Genomic DNA, 19,337 nt, shown 5'->3' on the forward strand with positions numbered 1-19,337 from the left:
AGACCAGAACAGAGTAAATCTGTTAAGGCAGGTGCGGAACCCCGCAAGGGAAAGAAGCAGAAACCTAAATCGTGAGGTTTGGGAATCGCCGTCCGTTTTACGGCGGCGAGGATGTCAACGGTCGCTTTGTCGAAACCCTAGCGGAAGAATCGCTAGTCCCGATTTATCCCCTCGGTTCTACCACCTTTAAACGCCCTCAATTAAGCGGTGCAGAACCGGATGAATGTTTTTACATTGACAATATTGAGGCGGTTCGCGGGAAAAAGCGACTGGACTTAAATGAAGACCCAGCACCCGATTTAGTCATAGAAATTGATGTCACCAGCAGTTCTCAAAATCGCCTTCAGGTTTATGCAGATCTAGGCGTGGCAGAGGTTTGGGTTTATAATGGGGAATCTCTGGTCATCCAACAATTACAAAATGGCACTTATATCACCTCCCCAACCAGTCAATTTTTTCCTAATTTACCCATCTTAGAAATTGCTATATTTTTACAACAAGCTGGCCAGACAGATTACCTAGAGTTAGTAAAAGCATTTCGGAATTGGGTAAGAAGTCAGTTGAAAAAATAAATCTGAACCGGAGTCTCAAAAATGGAAATTAACAAGTTTTCCTTTTGGGTCGTCGGTCGTCAATACCAAATTAGTTTACACTTCATCGACCCGAAGGTTAATGCGGATGGAGGGACTCGAACCCACACATCGAAAAGATACTAGAACCTAAATCTAGCGCGTCTACCAATTCCGCCACATCCGCAAATATGTCAGCTTATTCCATCATAGCATAAGATACTATAGGAAAGATAAAATTTTTTATTCTTAATAATTTTATGCTCTTAGGTTTTGTCTTTCAGTCTCCTGGCCCCGTCCTCTGGGAGATCGGACCGATTTCGGTGCGCTGGTATGGATTTCTCATCGCTATGGCGGTATTATTGGGTGTCACCCTCTCCCAGTACCTCGCCCAAAAAAGAGCGATCGATCCCGATTTAATCGCCGATTTGGCCATTTGGTTAGTAGTGGGGGCCATACCTGCAGCCCGTCTGTACTATGTTCTCTTTCAGTGGCAAGAATACGCGCAAAATCCTGCTGATATTATCGCCATTTGGAAGGGAGGTATCGCCATTCACGGGGCAATTATCGGGGGTTTGCTGGCGTCCCTAATTTTTGCCCGCGTTAATCGGGTTTCTCTTTGGCAATTACTCGATCTGGTGGCCCCTTCAGTTATTCTCGGTCAAGCGATCGGACGTTGGGGTAACTTTTTTAATTCGGAAGCTTTTGGCAGTCCGACTAATTTACCTTGGAAGTTGTTTATTCCTCCGGCTAGTCGTCCTTTAGAATATATCGCCGTCGATTATTTTCACCCCACCTTTCTCTACGAATCTCTCTGGAATCTGGGAGTTTTTGCCCTACTCATCTATCTATTTTTCTGGGGTTTAAAATACCCTAGTAAATTAAAAATTGGCACCCTTACCCTAGTCTATTTTATCGCCTACAGTCTAGGTAGATTCTGGATCGAGGGGCTACGGACCGATAGTTTAATGTTTGGTCCTTTGAAAATGGCGCAAATAATTAGTTTAGTAGCGATCGCTATCGGTATTTTCGGTTTATTCTGGTTATATAAACTGCAGCGTCCTTTACCGGATGTGGTGGCGACCGTCAGTTATAATCAAAAGTTACCCTAGCTAACCCTGACAATGGATCTAGTAACGATTTTTCAACAGGTTTTAAACGGTTTATCGATCGGTAGTGTCTATGCTATTTTTGCCCTCGGTTACACTTTGATTTTTTCCATTTTAGGGATTATCAATTTTGCCCATGGCGCAATTTTTACCCTCGGTGCCTATTTTACCTACGCTCTAGCGGGGGGAGTTTTCGGTTTTAATGGTTTATTGGCTAATGCCAAATTACCCTTTTCCTTACCCTTTTTTTTGGCACTCTTGCTAGGCTGTATCCTTTCAGGTTTCACCTCGGTTCTTCTGGAAAGATTGGCCTTTAAACCCCTCCGGGTACGGGGTTCCGATTCTCTCTTAACTCTGGTTTCTAGCCTAGGGGCAGCCGTGGTGATTGTCAATGTCATTCAATACTTATTCGGGGCAGAAATTTATACTTTTCCCGATGGGATTTATGGCAATCTTCCCCCCGCAATTAATTTCGGTACAGCCGATCGCCCCGTGGCAATTCGCACAATTCAGATTATTATTTTTCTGGTTTCAGCAGTTATGGTGGCTTTGCTAACTTATTGGGTTAATTTCACCAAAATGGGCAAAGCTTTACAAGCGGTAGCTGAAGATGTCACCACGGCCAGTTTGTTGGGGATCAATCCCGAAAAATTTATCGTGATTACCTTTTTTATTAGTGGTGCCTTGGCAGGTTTAGCAGGAACTTTAGTCGGTTCTAGTGTTAGTATCGCTGGCCCCTATTTCGGTATTGCTTTCGGATTAAAAGGTTTAGGAGTGATTGTTTTAGGGGGATTGGGAAGTATCCCCGGAGCGGTAATCGGTGGTTTATTATTGGGTATTGCCGAAGCTTTTGTTCCCGCAGAATATTCCGGTTATCGAGAGGCGATCGCTTTTGCTATTCTCTTTATTATGTTGTTAGTTCGTCCCCAGGGTTTACTAGGCAGAAAGTTAATTCAAAAAGTCTAATTCGGTTTAATTGTCCGCGAGAAAAACTGTTTTTCCCAACAAAGAAGATTGATAGGCAGCATAGGCCACTTCTAGGGCATAAAGACTGGCTTGGGGAGTAACATAGAGAGGAACCCGATCGAACAGATAATCTAGCACCATGGCGGTATCTTTGGCAAAAAGACCGCGACGGGTTTCCACTTCTAAAGCTTGGCTACCTTCACTATTAATTAACTGCCCTGTTTCCCCTTCAAAAATTAAGCTGCCCCCCTCGCCATGAATAGTGAAAGTTCGCTCATTTTGCCAAAAAACTTCGCCTTTACCGTAGGTAACTTCAGCAATTAAGCCATTTTTAAATAATAACTGCGCCTCACACAAACAGGCCAGAAAATAATCGAATTCCGGGGCATTCCAATAACGACAATGACAGGATACGGACTCCACTTCCCCAAATAAATTAGTAAAGCGATGGATACGAGAAAGGGCAGCGATCAAAGGAAAACCGAATAAATCCCGATGAAATGTCCAGCGCCGGGGTGCCGGTCTGCCGGGGGCGATCGTGGTATAACGGGCTAGGTGGATATTGCCGAGGCCGGCTAAATACTGCTGTTGGGTTTGATGCAGTCCCCCCAAAAGTTCAATATGTTCGACGTGCAGTAATTTGTTCTCGGTTTCGGCTAAGGTGATTAATTCTGCTGCCTCTTTCGGGTGAAAAGCTAGGGGATACTCGACGATAACGTGCTTACCAGATTTTAAGGCAGTACGGGCGATCGAGGCATGGGCCTGATTAACATTGGCAACGACAATCAGATCGAGATCGGGATGGCTGGCCAGGCTTACTGCCGAATCTAGGGCAGAAATTTGGTATTTTTGCGAGAAATTAGCGATCGATTCGGCACTATTACCGCTAACATACAAAAGCTGGGCGCGATCATCCGCTTGCAAGCTTTCAGCGCGACGTTGAGCGGCGAACCCTGTCCCAACTATACCAATTTTCAGGGGATGATTAGAAGTCATCGGGGGCATTCTGGCGACATTAATTATCGGGAAGTGGGGTGTGGGAAGTGGGGTGCGGGGAGATAGGGAGATAGGGGAATTTCAACTAATACCCCAAAACCCTAAAACCCCAACTCTCAACTCCTGAATACTTTCTACAGCAATTCTGCCTTTCCTAGCTTTATCTTGGCAATTAACTGATCTATTATCTCAAAAATAGCGCCCTGAAAGATGTGGGAGGGTGAATTCATATTTTTAATGGGCAACGCCAATTTTTTGCTCCTGTTTCGGTCCGAGAGCTTCTAAACCGCGATCGGTTGTCGGGGAGCATGACGACTAGGGGAAACCACCACGGGAGTTGGCGACACTGTACAGGTTAATTCTAGAGACTGTTCTAAACTAACCACCCGATTGAGTTGTTGCCATTCAGTACTAAAAGGAGGCATCGCTAGAGCGCAGGCTTTCCAATGAGCTTCGACGGGAACATCTAGTTGTTGACAAGTGCCACCGCGCCGACCTTGGGTTTGATAGTATCGGCAGTATCGACAGGAAGAGGTAAGAAAGTTTGCGGCTTGCATGGGTTGGCTTTAAAAGGAAGATGATTATAGGGAACTCAAGGGATGACTCTCTTTTCGCTCTGTGTAATATTGTCCTACCCTGTGCCAAGGGTATTTTCCTGACTACCACAGCTAGAACTGATATGCCATATAGTTTTTAGTGATCCCCAAAAAAAATTTTATTTTTAGAATCTTTTAATAGTTACTTTGCAAAAAGCAGCACTGTCTCAAAACTGAAGAGTTCAACTCAGTTGTGGCCGAGGTTATTGGGTCTAGTATCAGCAATAACAGAACGGGGATCAAGCCTTAGCTCGATAGAATTGATGAATACAGGTTCAATTAAGACAGAAAAGATCGGCCAATTGATTCCTGACTCAAAACCACTCTTTCCACAATACTATAAAAAAATTGCATCTTTTACCCCGCCCGACTGGGCAAAACAAAAAGCACAACATTGCCAACGCTCAAGCTCTCCGGAGGGAGTGGGAGACTGACAACGAGGGCAAATTGGCCAGGATCGGGTTCTATGACGTATTTTCTGGCTCCAAGTCTCTAAAATGTCCGGTTGCTGGGGATTTTCTGGCGGTTTTTCCGGGGTGACATAGCTAGGATGATCTCTGAGGGAATTAGGCGCGATCGCTTCTAGCGGAATTAACTGACTATCCTGCTGCCAACGGGCAGCAGAAAAGCGGATATCGCTCAAGGGAGTCTCTAACTGACTATTAAGCCGTTTTAATAAGCTATAGCGTTGTAAAGACAATTCCTGTGCTAAAGCGGCGCTATTGGTAGCCACCGATAAAACCCCGCGACTCAGGGAAAAAGGCCGGGTTTGCTCAAGCAGACGGGGATTAATAATTTTTGGCCACAATTGCAGCACTTGATCATAGTGGCGATATTCTTCCCAACCCGCCTGTTGAGTAATAACCGCCAAAATTTTGTCAAGAGAATGTAAAGACATAGGGAAAATCTAGGGAATACCACGGTACACTAGGACGAAAAAACCCCCTAACTTTTCAGCATAACCTTTAATACCCTCATGAAATCCGATCGATCCCCATCCCCCCAAGATTCCCCTCTCTCGATCGTCCATCAACCCAGTTCAGCCATCGATCCCGCTCGGGAACCAGAATACCTAGAAGCTGCTGTCATTAACGTCTATCCCCAAGCTGAAGATGTCTTTTTTACCCCTTGGGGTATCCGGGCAATGGTGATCTTTTTAATTGCTAATAGTCTCCTCAGTCTCAATCAATGGTTAACCAATACTACCCCCACCCCGAGGAAAACTGAGAATTCCCCCCTCGAGCAGCGCCAAAATAACTCCCGCCACCTCGATCGATTGATAGCGATCGCTCGCCCAGTACAGAAAACTCCTCAAACCAGTCCGATCGTTAATATTCCCGCTCCTCCCCTTAAAACTAGCCCGATCGCTAACATTCCCGCCCCACCAGTGGTTCAGAGTCCCCCCACCGCTATCAATCTGACTAATGCCCTCTTACCCCCGAATCCGCCACCATCCCCAATGCCGGCCCATCAATTACCCGTCAGTAAGATCAAGCAATCTTTACCCGTCGCCCCCCCGGACCCCAGTACCCCTCCAGCATCTTCCCTAGTTTCCCCACCACCACCGCCACCGCCCCAAGTCACCCCCGCCCCCTCGACCGCGATCATTAACGAACGAATGTTGGAGGAATTGCGTCAAAGAGAAGAATCACCCGCTAATTTACCCTTTTTTCAACGGGAAAAAGCCCGTCGCTTGGCCAATCAAAACCGACAGGAGGCGGTGGAGTTAATGAAACAGTTACCGCCAGAATTACAAGCATCCCCTTCTCCCAGTAGTCCGGCACCTTCAGAAACAGCCGATCCCTCCCAGTCCCCCGTCCCTAGTTCTATCATTATTGATAGGAGCGGCACTTCGGTAAACTATTAGGGTTCCTATCGGGAGGACGGCAATGGGTTTGTTAGATCGCATGGGCCAAGCAATTCGCGCCCAAGTCAATAGTCTGATTCAGGAAAATCAAGATCCCGAAAAACTGCTGGAAAAGGCGATCTTGGCGATGGAAGGGGAATTGATGCAAATGCGACAAGCCCTGGCGGCAGCCGTCGCTACCCAGAAACGTACCGAGCGCCAACGACAACAACAGGAAAAAGCGGCCCAAACTTGGCACGAACGCGCCCAATTAGCCCTACATCACGGTAACGAGGAACTCGCCCGCCAAGCTCTCAGCCAATGGCAAACCTATCAAAGTCAGATCGCCCCCCTACAAATCTCCCTGCAACAACAGACGGCTATTATACAAAAGTTAAAGAAAGAACTCTTGACAATTGAACGCAAATATGCTGAGATGAAAGCACAGAAAAGCCTTTATGTGGCCAGATTGCGATCGGCGAGTGCCAGTCAAAAAGCCCAAGAAATTATGGGCAGTTTGAACAGCAGTCAGATGGGAACTATTTTCGAGAAATTAGAAGCAAAAGTCTTAGAAGCCGAATCCCAAGCCGATTTAATCGGGTATAAAGACCCCTTAGAGCGACAATTCCAAGATTTGGAGGGACAAAAACAAATTGAAGCGGAATTACTCAAGTTAAAACAAGAAAACTTGGATGGGTGATGTGGGAAGTGGGGTGTAGGGTGTGGGGTGTGGGGTGTGGGGTGTAGGGTGTGGGGTGTGGGGAGAAAAAAGCTGTCTCCTGACTCTTGACTCCTAACTCCTATCCCCTATCCTAGCTCTCGTGGTTTATATTGGATAATAAGCCGTTAGGCAAGATAGGAAATTTTAAGAACAGTTAACTGATTTAGTACACACCGAGAGGAACAAGAGCGTCATGGGTTTATTCGATCGCCTTAGCCGAGTTGTCCGAGCTAACCTCAATGATATGGTGAGCAAGGCTGAAGATCCAGAAAAAATGCTGGAACAAGCTGTCAGTGATATGCAAGAGGATCTAGTACAGGTACGTCAAGCGGTCGCTAGAGCGATCGCCGAACAACGACAAACGGAACAAAAATACAGCAAAGACCAGTCAGAAGCCAATAAATGGGAACAAAGAGCCAAATTAGCCCTTTCTAAAGGGGATGAAACTCTCGCCAGGGAAGCTCTTAAACGCAAGAAAGATTTCACGGAAACCGCCGCCATTCTCAAAAATCAACTGGATCAGCAAACGGTACAGGTAGAAAGTCTGAGAAAAAACTTGATCGCGCTCGAAAGTAAGATTTCTGAGGCAAAAACCAAGAAAAATATGTTAGTAGCTCGCTCCAGAGCCGCAAAAGCTAACGAAGAAATCCAAAAAACCCTCGGCAGTATCGATACCAGTAGTTCCATGTCCGCTTTTGAGCGCATGGAAGAAAAAGTTGTGCAGATAGAAGCCCGTAGTCAAGCGATCGGTGAATTGGGTGGCATCGACATGGAACGTCAATTCGCTGCACTAGAATCGGGTAGCGATGTGGAGGATGAATTAGCAATGCTGAAAGCACAAATGTCCGGGGGAGCATTACCGGGTACAGCTTCTAGTCAACCCACTTTACCCCAAGCAACCACCGTCAGGGATTCGGCAGTGGATGCAGAATTAGAGGAATTGCGATCGAAGTTAAAAGAACTGTAAAACTTTGAGAGCGTCGAGACGTACTATCTACGGTACGTCTCTATTTATTAATTTTGTTGTTGAGATAGGGAATATTAATTGCTAGTCATAATTAACCATCACTATTATGCGGGATGATTTATATAATTTACGTTCCTCAATTATCGAAGTAATTGCCTTACAAAAAAGAGCCGAACAACAGTACAACCAAGCACAAGCTGAGGTTTTAAAATGGCAAGAAAGAGTTAAACTCGCTCTAGATAAAGGTGATGAGTCTCTGGCACAAGAAGCTAATATAAAGAAAAAACATCACATTAATACCGCAAATATTATTAAAAATCAACTGGAAAAACTGAATATCCAAGTTGATAAACTGAAAGAAAAATTGCCAATTTTAGAAAGAAAGATTAACGAAAAAAGTATCGGCAGTATAGATACTAGCATTGACAAGGCGGTTTTTGAAGTCCCAGAGGGAAAAGTTAGACAATTGCAAGATCCTAGTCAAATTTATGACGAATTGGACGGGATAGCAATCGAAAAGAAATTACCAAGATTAGACATGGCCGAAATAATCACTTTACAAAAAAGAGCAGAACAACAATATAATCAAGAACTAGCGGAAATTTTAAAATGGGACAGGAGAGCTAAATTAGCTAGATCTGAAGTAGATTATTCCCTTGTTAGAGAAGCTTTTAGACAAAAAGAGAATCATATTAATATCGCCAATATTATCAAAAGTCAGATAGAACAAATTAAAACTCAAGTCGATACTTTACAAAAAAACTTAACTATTTTTGAGAATGGGAACAATAGTATTTACCGTTCAGCTTTTGAGCGCATGGAAGCAAAATTTATCCAGTTAGAAGCCAGTAGTCAAGCTGACGGTGAATTGGTTGACATCGATCCACTAGAAGCGGGTAGCGATGTGGAGGATGAATTAGCACTGCTAAAAGCACAAATGTCTGGGGGAATATTACCCAGTACAGCTTCTAATCAAAGCAATTTACCCCCAGCAACTACCGTCAGGGATTCAGCAGTAGATGCAGAATTAGAGCAATTGCGATCGAAGTTAAAAGAAATGTAAAACTTTGAGATTGTCGAGACCTATTACAGCCTTTCTCATCAATATGAAGTATAACCTAAATTGGTATCTACGACTGAAAACTGACTACTGTTAAACTTTCCAGCGTTTCCCAGAACAAAAACTTTGTACCTCATCATTAGAAAAAAATTCCCAAGCAGTGCCGCTCAAAACCCTTTAATTCTGAAGATAATCCTAAGATTCACCCCGAAAAAGAGCCAGAAAGGTGAGGATAGCTAGGATGGAAGTGAAAAGCAATTTTGACTCGAAATTATCCCAAGGGATCGATCGCATTTAACGAAACCCTTACCCCAACAGCATAGGACAAGAGAAGGACTTATTAAGGAGAAACCCAGCCATGAAAATCGGCGTAATCAAAGAAAGTGACCAAGGCGAGGCGCGGGTGGCGCTAGTGCCGGATACCGTCGCCCGTTTAGTCAAGGCGGGATTTGAGGTAATTGTCCAAAATGGGGCGGGAATTAGCGCTAACTTTGCCGATAGTGCCTATAGTGCCGTGGGAGCCGCCCTGAGCGAAAACAGCGAATATATCTATGAAACTGCCGATATTATTCTCAAAGTGGTCCCTCCTAGCGATAGCGAGATCGATCGCCTCAAAAATGGTGGTATCCTCATCGGCTTTCTCGATCCCCTGCGTCAACCCCGGCGCATTGCCAAATTAGCCGAGCGCGGGATTACAGCTTTGAGCATGGAATTAATTCCCCGCAGTAGTCGCGCCCAGAGCATGGATGCCCTCTCCTCTCAGGCTAACCTCGCCGGTTACAAAGCGGTACTCCTCGCCGCCGTGCAGCTGCCGAAAATGTTCCCGATGATGACTACCGCCGCCGGTACGATCGCCCCCGCCAAAGTGCTGGTATTGGGGGCAGGAGTTGCTGGATTGCAAGCTTGCGCTACCGCCCGCCGTTTGGGGGCAGTGGTGGAGGCTTTTGATATTCGTCCCCAAGTCAAAGAAGAAGTGCAGAGTGTCGGGGCGAAATTTATTGAAATGCCCCTAGAAGAAGATACCGTCGCCGATAACGGTTACGCCAAAGAGGTTTCTCTTAGCACACAGGAGCGCATTTGTCAAGCCCTAACGGAACCAATTAAGCGGGCTGATGTGGTGATCACCACCGCCCAAGTACCGGGGAAACAGGCCCCGCTGCTAGTCACCAAAGAAATGATCGCCACCATGAAAGCGGGGTCGGTAATCGTTGATTTAGCGGCGGAACAGGGCGGAAATTGCGCCTACACCCAACCGGGACGAGAAATCATCGTTAATGGGGTAAAAATCGTCGGAGCCGTTAATCTTCCTGCCACAGTGGCCACCAATGCCAGCCAGATGTACGCCAAAAACCTGCAAATGCTGCTACAACTTCTAGTCAGCAAAGACGGCAGTTTAAACCTCGATTTTGCCGATGACATCATTGATAGTGCCTGTGTCACCCACGCTGGCGAAATCCGCAACCAACGCATTAAATCCGCCCTCAGTGAACAGTTATCCGCTTTTTAGCTATCAGGATTCAGGAGGCAAAAGGCAAAAGGCAAAAGGCAAAAGGCAGCTTTGTTCTCCCCAATCCCCCACTTCCCCATCCCCCCAATCCCCCACTTCCCACTTTCCCTATCCCTTATTTCTTTAACCAATGACTGCCCAACTTTTAACCGCTTTAGTGGTATTTGTCCTCGCTTCCTTTGTCGGTTTCGAGGTGATCAATAAAGTTCCTCCCACTCTCCATACACCCCTGATGTCGGGAGCGAATGCAATTTCAGGTATCGCCGTTGTCGGTGCGCTCCTCATCGCCGGAGGCACGGATTGGCATGAATTAACCGTAATTTTAGGGTTAATTGCCGTTATTTTGGCGATGGTTAACGTGGTCGGTGGTTTTGTCGTTACCGATCGAATGCTGCAAATGTTCAAGAAAAAAGAGGCTAAATCATGAATAATGCCCTTATCACAGGGATCGAGTTATCCTATCTACTCGCCGCCATCTTATTTATCATCGGTCTTAAACAATTATCTTCCCCCGCTACTGCCCGTCAAGGCAATTTTCTGGCTGCGATCGGGATGCTAATCGCCATTATTGCCACCTTAATCAATCAAGAAATCCTCAGCTATGGTTTAATCGCCGTGGCGTTGGTGATTGGCTCAATTATCGGCTTGGTTTCGGCGCAAAAAGTCCCGATGACAGCTATGCCCCAAATGGTGGGGATTTTTAACGGTTTAGGCGGTGCTGCCAGTGCTTTAATTGCCATCGGCGAATACTGGCGTTTACTGCAAAGTGGTGAAAATATTGCCTTTGACTCGATACTGATCGCTATTTTGGGTGTATTGATCGGTGGTGTCACTTTTACCGGTAGTGTCCTCGCTTTTGCCAAATTACAGGAATTAATCAGTGGCGCGCCCGTAACTTTTCCTTTCCAACAACCCTTTAACATTCTCTTGCTACTCACCTTTTTAGGGGGTAGTGTCTATCTCTTTTTTGATCCCACCTCGATCGATGTTTTCCTGACCTTGGTGGCACTTTCCCTAATTTTCGGGGCTTTATTCGTGCTTCCCATCGGCGGCGGCGATATGCCCGTGGTTATCTCCCTCTTAAACTCTTTTTCGGGACTTGCCGCCAGCGTAGTCGGTTTTATCCTGATGAATAGTATGCTGATCATCGCCGGTGCTTTGGTGGGTGCGTCGGGGATTATCCTGACTCAGATCATGTGTAAAGCCATGAATCGATCGCTGGCTAGTGTACTATTTGGGGCATTCGGTACAGGTGCTAGTGCCGGGGGCGAAGCGAGCGCCACTTCTAGCCTTGATAAATCGGTTCATGCTATTGATTCAGAAGAAGGGGCAATGATGCTCGGTTATGCGCGTTCTGTGGTGATTGTACCCGGTTACGGCATGGCGGTGGCCCAAGCACAACACGCAGTGCGAGAATTGGCTGAACAGTTGGAAAAAAATGGCGTTGAGGTTAAATATGCTATTCACCCCGTGGCGGGAAGAATGCCCGGCCACATGAATGTATTACTGGCCGAAGCTAATGTTCCCTATCCGCAACTCTACGATATGGATGATATTAATCCTGAGTTTGAGCGTGTCGATGTGGCCTTAATTATTGGGGCGAATGATGTGGTTAATCCCGCTGCCCGTCACGATAAAGCTAGTCCCATTTATGGAATGCCAATCCTCGACGTGGATAAGGCACAGCACACGATCGTGATTAAGCGCAGTATGCGATCGGGTTTTGCCGGGGTAGAAAACGAATTATTCTACAATCCCAAAACCTTTATGCTCTTCGGTAGCGCTCAAGATGTGGTAGCACAATTAGTATCACAAGTCAAGGATTTGTCATAATTCTTGACAAATAGGACGGGGTTTTCACCCCGTCTTTTTTTTATCGGATTTTCCAGAGTGTGAATTTAATTTTGTGCAACTAACTACTTAAAGATAATCAAGAACTAATTCCCCTTTGCTGACTTTTTCGGTAATTAAAGTTCTGACTAACTCTAATTCTTCTAGGGTCACTTTACCATCAGATCTCATAGCTAGAGCGATTCTTTCCCTTTCCCCTTGAGTGATCACGCCATCAACACTAGCCTGTTCGATAATAGCCCGCAACTTTTCTAGTTCCTGTTGTTCTTCTGCGGTTAATTCTGCTTGATTAGGACGAGATATTTCCATAAAAATTTCTCCTTGATTGATCAACACAAACTTGGTAATTTTTTCTAAGTAGTGGAACCCATGGCAGTTATCCCCAGTCAGCATCAGCAATCAGGGACAATGATTTTAGCAAGAGCTAGACCTTGATTCTTGACAGGGAGCCACTAAACCTGAATAGATGATCGATGATAACTGATAGAGCTTACAGTATAGTGATTAATAGAAGCAATTTGCAAAGAATTATCGAGATAAAGAATGGATATTCGATCGACTGACACCTCGCTCCTTACTTGGACAGGAGATACTTTAGCCCTAGGTTTACCAGAAGGAGCCATCGAGATTGCAGGAGAATTGGCAGAATTAAACGATAAACTAGGGGGAAACCTAGGGGATCTCATCTCCGAGACGGAATTCGAGGGAAAATTAGGCAGCAGTGCGGCGACTCGTCTAGGTGGTGGTCCGATTCGCAAATTAATCCTGGTGGGATTGGGAAAAACTGCCGATTTCGACCTGCAAACCCTGCGTCTAGCGGCTGCTGCGATCGCTCGTCTGGCCAAACAACAAAAAAGCCAAGCTCTGGCCATCAGTTTACCGGTAGTTGGCGATCAGTCCGCCACTGCCGGAGCAATCACGGAAGGGCTGCTGCTGGCCACTCATCAGGATACCCGCTTCAAGTCCACTAAGGAGGAAAAAGGAGCCAAATTAGAAACCGTCGAGTTATTGGGTTTAGGAGAGCAAGCATCGGCGATCGCCAAAGCCGAGCAAATCTGTTCCGGGGTGATTCTGGCCAGAGAATTAGTCAATGCTCCCGCGAACACCGTCACCCCCCTGACCATGGCAGAAACCGCCGAGCAAATTGCCGCCGAATACGGATTAAGTCTCAACATTCTGGAACAGGAAGAATGCGAAAGCTTGGGCATGGGAGCCTTCCTAGGAGTGGCCAAAGCCTCGGATATTCCCCCAAAATTCCTTCATTTAATCTATAAACCCCAAGGAACCCCGAAACGTAAACTAGCAATCGTCGGTAAAAGTTTAACCTTTGATTCCGGCGGTTTGAATATTAAAGGGGCTGGCAGTGGCATCGAAACCATGAAAATGGATATGGGGGGTGGTGCCGCCACCCTAGGCGCAGCCAAGGCGATCGCCCAATTACAGCCAGAAGTGGAAGTACACTTTATCTGTCCGGCTACAGAAAATATGATTAGTGGTCGCGCTATGCACCCCGGGGACATTTTAACCGCTTCTAATGGCAAAACTATTGAAGTCAATAACACCGATGCCGAGGGACGATTAACCCTGGCCGATGGTTTGGTTTTTGCGGAAAAATTAGAGGTGGATGCGATCGTAGATCTAGCCACTTTAACCGGGGCCTGTGTCATCGCTTTGGGGGACGATATCGCCGGTTTATGGAGTAGCGATGAGAGTCTCACTGTTCAACTCCAAGAGGCCGCTAAATTAGCCGGCGAAAAATTCTGGCCAATGCCCCTAGAAGAAAAATATTTCGAGGGGATGAAGTCTCAAATTGCCGATATGAAAAACACCGGCCCGCGCCCCGGCGGTTCCATTACAGCCGCTTTATTTTTGAAGCAATTCATTAATAATACTCCCTGGCTCCACCTAGATATCGCAGGACCGGTCTGGTCCGATAAAGAAAATGGCGTTAATAATTCCGGGGCCACCGGTTTTCCCGTCCGCACTCTAGTTAATTGGGTAATGGCCAATAATTAAGTTATCGGTAAGCAGTAAGCGGTATTAGGTGAGGAGTATTTTCACTGTTTACTGTTTACCGATCCCTGAAAAATCTGCCCCACCCCTCACCCCTATCTCAAGGTCGCGAGAGGACTCCCGTTAAACTGCGTAGCGGTTAACGGGAGATGAATCGCGACCAGAATGAAACTAACGCAGTAGCCTTTCCACTTTTGGGGAGTTTTGGTTCTCGACGTATTTTTTTAGTTGTTCGACAGTAACGTCGCCACAACTAGCCACGAAATAAGCTCCCGCCCAAAAATAGGGTTTGTTGTCGAAATACTTTGCCGCCAAATCCGGAAATTCTTGTCTAATTAAGCGACTACTAACTGTTTTAAGGTTAGCGATTAGTTTGGTCCATGATTGTAATTAGTTGATATACTAGGCAGTAAGTGTTACAATTTAACTATACATCACATCACGAAACTAACGACAGTGATAACGCTTACCTACCAGTACAAACTAAAGGTAAACAAGAAACAGGAACGAGAGATTGTCCACATTCTTGATGTTTGTAAGAGCGTTTATAATTACGCGCTCTCGGAACGGAAAGATTGGTTAAACTCTCGAAAGTGTCTTGCGGATCGCTGTTCGCTAGTTTCTGAGTACATAATTCCTGCGGATCAACCCTATCCAAATTACTTCGTTCAAGCTAAAAATCTAACGGAAGCTAAAAAAGTTTACCCGATATTAAAGACGGTTAACGCTCAAGTCTTACAGCAAGTTTTAAAAACTGTAGATAAAGCGTTTGACCACATGAAATCGAAAGGCTTCGGCTTTCCTAGATTTAAGAAAAAGATGCGAAGTTTTGTTTTCCCCGCGCTCTCGAAAAATTTTCTAGGTGACGAATACTTAAATTTTCCACAATTGGGAAAAATTCGGATTAGGAAATCTAGGGAGTACCCGTCTGGGTTTGAGCCTAAACAAGCTCGAATTATCCAAAAAGCGTCGGGATTTTACGTTTTGGTTTCTTTCCAATCTACGGAATTAGTTCCCGATATGACAGTAGGGAAGACCTGTTTAGGAATTGACGCGGGAATTGAGAGTTTTGTCGCTACTTCACGGGGAGATTTAATCAAAGCCCCTCGATTTTTGTTGAAAGTACAGAGTAAGCTTAAATTGCTACAAAGACGCTTGAAACATCAAGTCAAAGGCTCGAACAATTGGTTGAAACTCCAAGATAAGATAGCGAGATTACACGAAAAAGTGTCTAATACTCGTAGAGATTGGCATTTTAAGTTAGCTCATTACCTTTGCGATCTCGCTGATAATATCTTTGTTGAAGATATTAACTTCGTTTCCTGGTCTAGAGGGATCGTTAGAAAACAATCTCTGGATTCAGGTATCGGTAGTTTTATTAACGAGATATTACCGTTTGTCGCTTGGAAATGGGGAAAATATTATCTTAAGGTTGATAAAAACGGAACCTCGCAAGAGTGTCCGAATTGTGGCGCAATTACTGGTAAAAAAGCGTTATCGGAAAGAGTTCACCGGTGTGATTCTTGCGGCCACATTGAACCGAGAGATACGGCATCAGCGAAGGTAATTGAGAACCGAGGAAAAAACGCGGTCGGACTGACCGTGTTAGAAAACGCTCGCGGAGGCGATTTGACGGGGATCGACTGGGTTAAACTCGGTCGATCTAGTTAAAAGCCTAAGAACCGAGAATCCCCCGCTACACCGCGCGAGCGGTTAGCGGGGGAGAGTCAATCCCCGATAACTGATAACTGCTAGACTAATTGGGTGATGCTTGCAAGATTAATAAAACCAGTGTCGAGATTAGAATGCAGGGACTTTTAAGAAAACTTTGGCGCGCGATCAAAAACTTTTTTACCCGACTTTTGGGGGGACAAGGGGGAAAGGGGAGAGTACAAGCGATCGAATCTGTTCCCCTAACCGATACAGATTACGAGTTTCTCTATATGCAGTTACTCGATGGAGTGGCCCATGGTTGGCACGAAGGCAGAATTCTGAGATTTTTTGAGAAATTGGGCGATCGAGGTCGGCAAAAAGATTGGGTAGAATGGTTAGAGCGTTTTGGAACCCGTCTGCAATCCTCCGCTTCCCTTAACCAACTTCTCGCCACCAGAATGATCCGTTTAGGAGAATTAGCCCGCGCTTTCCCGGGGATTGAACGTATTGGTGAAGCTTCCTACGAGATCGGTTATCAACTCTACACCAAAGAAACTGCCACTTTAATCTGGGAATACGCCGGCGAAGATGAGGCCCCGGGTAGTTATTCCCAGCCGCAACCCCCAGAAAATCTCTCATATTCGGGTGAAACTAGCGATTTTAACGGTGCTGACCCAGAAAATCCCCAATTAGAAACCCTGACCCTCGATGAATTATTTAACCGTCTGCAAAACGATCCTACCCTGGCGGGCCAAATGGCCGAACAATTAGGCATCGAAAATAAGGACGCAGAAAGCATTATTGATAGTCTCATCGCTCAATTTTCCCCACTGTCAGGTAAAAACCCTGAAACTGCCGAAGATTGGTTTAATCAGGGCTTAGAACAGGCAAATTTAGGCAATTGGTCAAATGCGATCGCTGATTGGGAACAGGCCTTGACGATCGATCCCCAATTAGCCTCGGCCTGGCATAATCGTGGTAGTGCCTTAGCCATGATTGGTAACTACGAAGAAGCTTTAAATAGTTATGATCGCGCCCTAGAAATCACCCCCAACGATCACCAAATCATTAACGCTAGAGGCAGCGCCCTATACGGACTGCAACGTTGGCAAGAGGCTTTAGAATGTTGGCAACAGGTGCTAGAAGCAGACGATAATTTTTATCAAGCTTGGTACAATCGCGGCAGTACCCTAGAAAATTTAGGCGAAACCCAAGCAGCGATCGCCTGTTATCAAAAAGCTTTAGGGATTGCGCCAGATTTTGAGCTTGCCCAAACCCGTCTAGAGGCTTTACTAGAGCAAAAACCGCCCGAAGACGACGGTAATCCCCCCGCCTGATTCAATCTGAACTTGAGCAGTGAACAGCCTACAATGAGGAGAGGATAGAGACTAATTTTAATGAATCATGCCCAGCAATGAGTATAAAAAGCAAACCTCCTTCACAATCTCGCCTGATCGGTAATGTTTTATTAGCCGTAGGCGGCTTATTTCTGATTGTTAACCTTCTTTTCCCGCAATTATTTGGCCCTAGCGTCCCCAAAGTTCCCTATAGTCTTTTTATCGACCAAGTGGAAGATGGCAACGTCGCTAGGGTATCCGTGGGACAGAATGAGATTCGTTATCAGCTTAAAAACGACCAAGAGGGCAACTACGGACGAATTTTCAGCACTACACCGATTTTTGACCTAGAATTGCCCAAACGTCTAGAAGCTAAGGGCGTAGAATTCGCCGCCGCGCCACCACCAAAAAATGGCTGGATTGGCAGTGTCCTTAGTTGGGTGATTCCTCCCCTGATTTTTGTTGGTATTTGGCAATTTTTCCTCGCTCGCAGCGGTGGCGGTGGTCCGGCCGGGGCTTTATCGATTACCAAAAGTCGCGCTAAAGTCTATGTGGAAGGAGACACCACCAAAACCACTTTTAAAGATGTGGCCGGTGTGGAAGAAGCGAAAACCGAATTAGCCGAAATCGTCGAATTTCTCAAATATCCCCAACGTTACATTCAAATCGGGGCGCGGATTCCCAAGGGTGTCCTCTTAGTCGGTCCGCCGGGGACAGGGAAAACCCTGCTGGCAAAAGCAGTAGCGGGAGAAGCGGGAGTTTCTTTTTTTAGTATCTCGGGTTCGGAATTCGTGGAACTCTTTGTCGGTGCGGGTGCGGCCCGAGTGCGAGATCTGTTTGAACAGGCCAAGAAAAAAGCCCCCTGTATTATTTTTATCGATGAATTAGACGCGATCGGTAAATCTCGCGCTAACGGTAATTTTATGGGGGGTAACGATGAACGGGAACAGACTTTAAACCAATTATTGACGGAAATGGACGGTTTTAACGCTGGTGATGCGACGGTGATCGTGCTGGCCGCTACTAATCGCCCCGAAACTCTTGATCCCGCCCTTTTACGCCCCGGCCGTTTTGATCGTCAAGTGTTAGTTGATCGCCCCGATCTGGCTGGACGCTTAAAAATCCTCGAAATCTACGCAGGTAAGGTAAAATTAGGATCGGGTGTGGATTTAAAACAGATTGCTACCCGTACCCCCGGTTTTGCTGGTGCTGACTTAGCTAATCTAGTCAATGAGGCAGCTTTATTGGCAGCGCGCAATCAACGCAGCACCGTCGCCCAAGAGGACTTTAATGAGGCAATCGAGCGGGTAGTGGCCGGTTTAGAGAAGAAAAGCCGGGTTCTCTCGGAAAAAGAGAAGAAAATCGTCGCTTATCACGAAGTTGGTCACGCTCTCGTCGGTGCAGTTATGCCGGGGGGTGGTAAAGTTGCTAAGATTTCGATCGTGCCTCGCGGCATGGCAGCCCTCGGTTATACCCTGCAAATGCCCACGGAAGACCGTTTCCTGATGGATGATACGGAATTACGCGACCAAATTGCTACTCTTTTAGGTGGTCGGGCCGCCGAAGAAATTGTCTTTGGTAGTATTACTACTGGGGCCGCTAATGACCTGCAGCGGGCGACGGACTTGGCCGAACGCATGGTGACGACCTATGGTATGAGTAAGACCCTGGGTCCCCTGGCCTACGAAAAAGGTCAACAGAATAGTTTTTTGGGAGATGGCATGATGAATCCCCGGCGTTTGGTGAGCGATGACACGGCCAAAGCGATCGATAATGAAGTGAAAGAGATTGTCGAAAATGGTCATCAGCAAGCCCTAGATATTCTCGCTCAAAATCGCAATTTACTCGAAGAAATTGCCCAAGAAATCCTCAGTAAAGAGGTGATCGAAGGGGAACAATTGCAGGCTCTGCTCGATCGCGTTAAACCCCTCGATCGAGAACCTGTTAATGTTTAGATCGATTTGATTTTTACCTTACCCCATCTTTGTTCAAGATGGGGTTTTTTCTATCTCAATGGAACGAGAGGACTCCCGTTAAACCGCTACGCAGTTAACGGGAGATGAATCGCGACCAGAATGAAACTAACGCGGTAGCGTTTCCACTTTTGGGGAGTTTTGGTTCTCGACGTATTTTTTTAGTTGTTCGA

18 protein-coding genes, 1 tRNA gene and 1 pseudogene are annotated in these 19,337 nt (G+C 46.1%); 14 read left to right on the plus strand and 6 right to left on the minus strand.

Annotated elements, in window-relative coordinates; translation table 11 throughout:
• Positions 1-71 precede the first annotated feature (71 nt).
• On the plus strand, positions 72-572 hold the full coding sequence (locus EWV68_RS17145; protein WP_260324456.1) for a Uma2 family endonuclease: 501 nt from the start codon (positions 72-74) through the stop codon (positions 570-572).
• 101 nt (positions 573-673) lie between these two features.
• Here the strand turns inward: EWV68_RS17145 and EWV68_RS17150 are convergent.
• Positions 674-756 (minus strand) — tRNA-Leu (locus EWV68_RS17150).
• 73 nt (positions 757-829) lie between these two features.
• Between EWV68_RS17150 and lgt the strand changes: the two genes are divergently transcribed.
• Together lgt and EWV68_RS17160 are read left to right on the plus strand one after the other, a co-directional pair.
• Positions 830-1,681 carry a prolipoprotein diacylglyceryl transferase gene (gene lgt, locus EWV68_RS17155; protein ID WP_061431478.1) on the plus strand — a complete coding sequence of 284 codons (852 nt, stop codon included), beginning with the start codon at positions 830-832 and terminating at the stop codon, positions 1,679-1,681.
• A 12-nt stretch (positions 1,682-1,693) separates the two neighbouring features.
• Positions 1,694-2,644: a branched-chain amino acid ABC transporter permease gene (locus EWV68_RS17160; RefSeq protein WP_002757675.1), complete on the plus strand. Its 951-nt coding sequence runs from the start codon at positions 1,694-1,696 to the stop codon at positions 2,642-2,644.
• Between the two features lie 6 nt (positions 2,645-2,650).
• Here EWV68_RS17160 and EWV68_RS17165 read toward each other — a convergent pair whose 3' ends face one another.
• The 3 genes from EWV68_RS17165 to EWV68_RS17175 form a co-directional block, all read right to left on the minus strand.
• Positions 2,651-3,649, minus strand: coding sequence for a Gfo/Idh/MocA family protein (locus tag EWV68_RS17165; protein ID WP_061431477.1), 999 nt, complete (start codon positions 3,647-3,649; stop codon positions 2,651-2,653).
• Between the two features lie 272 nt (positions 3,650-3,921).
• Positions 3,922-4,197 (minus strand): hypothetical protein, encoded by a 276-nt coding sequence (locus EWV68_RS17170; protein WP_045356513.1) that lies wholly within the window; start codon positions 4,195-4,197, stop codon positions 3,922-3,924.
• 376 nt (positions 4,198-4,573) lie between these two features.
• Positions 4,574-5,134 carry a DciA family protein gene (locus EWV68_RS17175; protein ID WP_061431476.1) on the minus strand — a complete coding sequence of 187 codons (561 nt, stop codon included), beginning with the start codon at positions 5,132-5,134 and terminating at the stop codon, positions 4,574-4,576.
• Positions 5,135-5,212: 78 nt separating this feature from the next.
• Here EWV68_RS17175 and EWV68_RS17180 point away from each other — a divergent pair, with 78 nt between their 5' ends.
• The 7 genes from EWV68_RS17180 (at position 5,213) to EWV68_RS17210 (ending at position 12,170) form a co-directional block, all read left to right on the plus strand.
• The gene (locus EWV68_RS17180; RefSeq protein WP_287170499.1) at positions 5,213-6,103 is read left to right on the plus strand and encodes a hypothetical protein; all 891 of its coding nucleotides are present in this window, start codon (positions 5,213-5,215) and stop codon (positions 6,101-6,103) included.
• Positions 6,104-6,125: 22 nt separating this feature from the next.
• Positions 6,126-6,782 (plus strand): PspA/IM30 family protein, encoded by a 657-nt coding sequence (locus tag EWV68_RS17185; protein WP_061431474.1) that lies wholly within the window; start codon positions 6,126-6,128, stop codon positions 6,780-6,782.
• 214 nt (positions 6,783-6,996) lie between these two features.
• Positions 6,997-7,770, plus strand: coding sequence for a PspA/IM30 family protein (locus EWV68_RS17190; protein WP_061431473.1), 774 nt, complete (start codon positions 6,997-6,999; stop codon positions 7,768-7,770).
• Between the two features lie 106 nt (positions 7,771-7,876).
• Entirely contained in the window at positions 7,877-8,833 is a 957-nt protein-coding gene (locus EWV68_RS17195) for a PspA/IM30 family protein (RefSeq protein WP_287170500.1), read from the plus strand.
• Positions 8,834-9,188: 355 nt separating this feature from the next.
• The gene (locus EWV68_RS17200; protein WP_287170501.1) at positions 9,189-10,337 is read left to right on the plus strand and encodes a Re/Si-specific NAD(P)(+) transhydrogenase subunit alpha; all 1,149 of its coding nucleotides are present in this window, start codon (positions 9,189-9,191) and stop codon (positions 10,335-10,337) included.
• A 130-nt stretch (positions 10,338-10,467) separates the two neighbouring features.
• Positions 10,468-10,764: an NAD(P) transhydrogenase subunit alpha part 2 gene (locus tag EWV68_RS17205; RefSeq protein ID WP_002733247.1), complete on the plus strand. Its 297-nt coding sequence runs from the start codon at positions 10,468-10,470 to the stop codon at positions 10,762-10,764.
• Entirely contained in the window at positions 10,761-12,170 is a 1,410-nt protein-coding gene (locus EWV68_RS17210) for an NAD(P)(+) transhydrogenase (Re/Si-specific) subunit beta (RefSeq protein ID WP_061431468.1), read from the plus strand. Before EWV68_RS17205 ends, EWV68_RS17210 begins: the two co-directional genes overlap by 4 nt.
• 87 nt (positions 12,171-12,257) lie before the next feature.
• Here the strand turns inward: EWV68_RS17210 and EWV68_RS17215 are convergent, their stop codons facing one another.
• On the minus strand, positions 12,258-12,497 hold the full coding sequence (locus EWV68_RS17215) for a hypothetical protein (RefSeq protein WP_002757689.1): 240 nt from the start codon (positions 12,495-12,497) through the stop codon (positions 12,258-12,260).
• A gap of 234 nt (positions 12,498-12,731) precedes the next feature.
• Here EWV68_RS17215 and EWV68_RS17220 point away from each other — a divergent pair, with 234 nt between their 5' ends.
• On the plus strand, positions 12,732-14,204 hold the full coding sequence (locus tag EWV68_RS17220) for a leucyl aminopeptidase (protein WP_061431467.1): 1,473 nt from the start codon (positions 12,732-12,734) through the stop codon (positions 14,202-14,204).
• Positions 14,205-14,372: 168 nt separating this feature from the next.
• Here EWV68_RS17220 and EWV68_RS17225 read toward each other — a convergent pair.
• Positions 14,373-14,579 (minus strand): annotated as a pseudogene (locus EWV68_RS17225) (IS200/IS605 family transposase); the annotation flags it as partial.
• 78 nt (positions 14,580-14,657) lie between these two features.
• Between EWV68_RS17225 and EWV68_RS17230 the strand changes: the two are divergent.
• The 3 genes from EWV68_RS17230 to ftsH4 all read left to right on the plus strand — a co-directional run bounded on the left by EWV68_RS17230 (position 14,658) and on the right by ftsH4 (position 19,146).
• Complete coding sequence (locus tag EWV68_RS17230; RefSeq protein ID WP_287170502.1) at positions 14,658-15,872, plus strand: RNA-guided endonuclease InsQ/TnpB family protein; 1,215 nt, start codon at positions 14,658-14,660, stop codon at positions 15,870-15,872.
• 134 nt (positions 15,873-16,006) lie between these two features.
• Positions 16,007-17,191 (plus strand): tetratricopeptide repeat protein, encoded by a 1,185-nt coding sequence (locus EWV68_RS17235; protein WP_287170503.1) that lies wholly within the window; start codon positions 16,007-16,009, stop codon positions 17,189-17,191.
• A 77-nt stretch (positions 17,192-17,268) separates the two neighbouring features.
• Entirely contained in the window at positions 17,269-19,146 is a 1,878-nt protein-coding gene (gene ftsH4, locus EWV68_RS17240) for an ATP-dependent zinc metalloprotease FtsH4 (protein ID WP_287170504.1), read from the plus strand.
• Positions 19,147-19,337: the final 191 nt, after the last annotated feature.

Source organism: Microcystis sp. M_QC_C_20170808_M9Col, assembly GCF_007095495.1.
In the GTDB taxonomy this organism is placed as follows: Bacteria; Cyanobacteriota; Cyanobacteriia; order Cyanobacteriales; family Microcystaceae; genus Microcystis; species Microcystis aeruginosa.

Excerpts from the sequence above, each read along its gene's own strand:
- lgt (WP_061431478.1), top strand. The coding sequence starts at position 830 with ATGCTCTTAGGTTTTGTCTTTCAGTCTCCTGGCCCCGTCCTCTGGGAG.
- EWV68_RS17160 (WP_002757675.1), top strand. The coding sequence starts at position 1,694 with ATGGATCTAGTAACGATTTTTCAACAGGTTTTAAACGGTTTATCGATC.
- EWV68_RS17165 (WP_061431477.1), bottom strand. The coding sequence starts at position 3,649 with ATGCCCCCGATGACTTCTAATCATCCCCTGAAAATTGGTATAGTTGGG.
- EWV68_RS17170 (WP_045356513.1), bottom strand. The coding sequence starts at position 4,197 with ATGCAAGCCGCAAACTTTCTTACCTCTTCCTGTCGATACTGCCGATAC.
- EWV68_RS17175 (WP_061431476.1), bottom strand. The coding sequence starts at position 5,134 with ATGTCTTTACATTCTCTTGACAAAATTTTGGCGGTTATTACTCAACAG.
- EWV68_RS17180 (WP_287170499.1), top strand. The coding sequence starts at position 5,213 with ATGAAATCCGATCGATCCCCATCCCCCCAAGATTCCCCTCTCTCGATC.
- EWV68_RS17185 (WP_061431474.1), top strand. The coding sequence starts at position 6,126 with ATGGGTTTGTTAGATCGCATGGGCCAAGCAATTCGCGCCCAAGTCAAT.
- EWV68_RS17190 (WP_061431473.1), top strand. The coding sequence starts at position 6,997 with ATGGGTTTATTCGATCGCCTTAGCCGAGTTGTCCGAGCTAACCTCAAT.
- EWV68_RS17195 (WP_287170500.1), top strand. The coding sequence starts at position 7,877 with ATGCGGGATGATTTATATAATTTACGTTCCTCAATTATCGAAGTAATT.
- EWV68_RS17200 (WP_287170501.1), top strand. The coding sequence starts at position 9,189 with ATGAAAATCGGCGTAATCAAAGAAAGTGACCAAGGCGAGGCGCGGGTG.
- EWV68_RS17205 (WP_002733247.1), top strand. The coding sequence starts at position 10,468 with ATGACTGCCCAACTTTTAACCGCTTTAGTGGTATTTGTCCTCGCTTCC.
- EWV68_RS17210 (WP_061431468.1), top strand. The coding sequence starts at position 10,761 with ATGAATAATGCCCTTATCACAGGGATCGAGTTATCCTATCTACTCGCC.
- EWV68_RS17215 (WP_002757689.1), bottom strand. The coding sequence starts at position 12,497 with ATGGAAATATCTCGTCCTAATCAAGCAGAATTAACCGCAGAAGAACAA.
- EWV68_RS17220 (WP_061431467.1), top strand. The coding sequence starts at position 12,732 with ATGGATATTCGATCGACTGACACCTCGCTCCTTACTTGGACAGGAGAT.
- EWV68_RS17235 (WP_287170503.1), top strand. The coding sequence starts at position 16,007 with ATGCAGGGACTTTTAAGAAAACTTTGGCGCGCGATCAAAAACTTTTTT.
- ftsH4 (WP_287170504.1), top strand. The coding sequence starts at position 17,269 with ATGAGTATAAAAAGCAAACCTCCTTCACAATCTCGCCTGATCGGTAAT.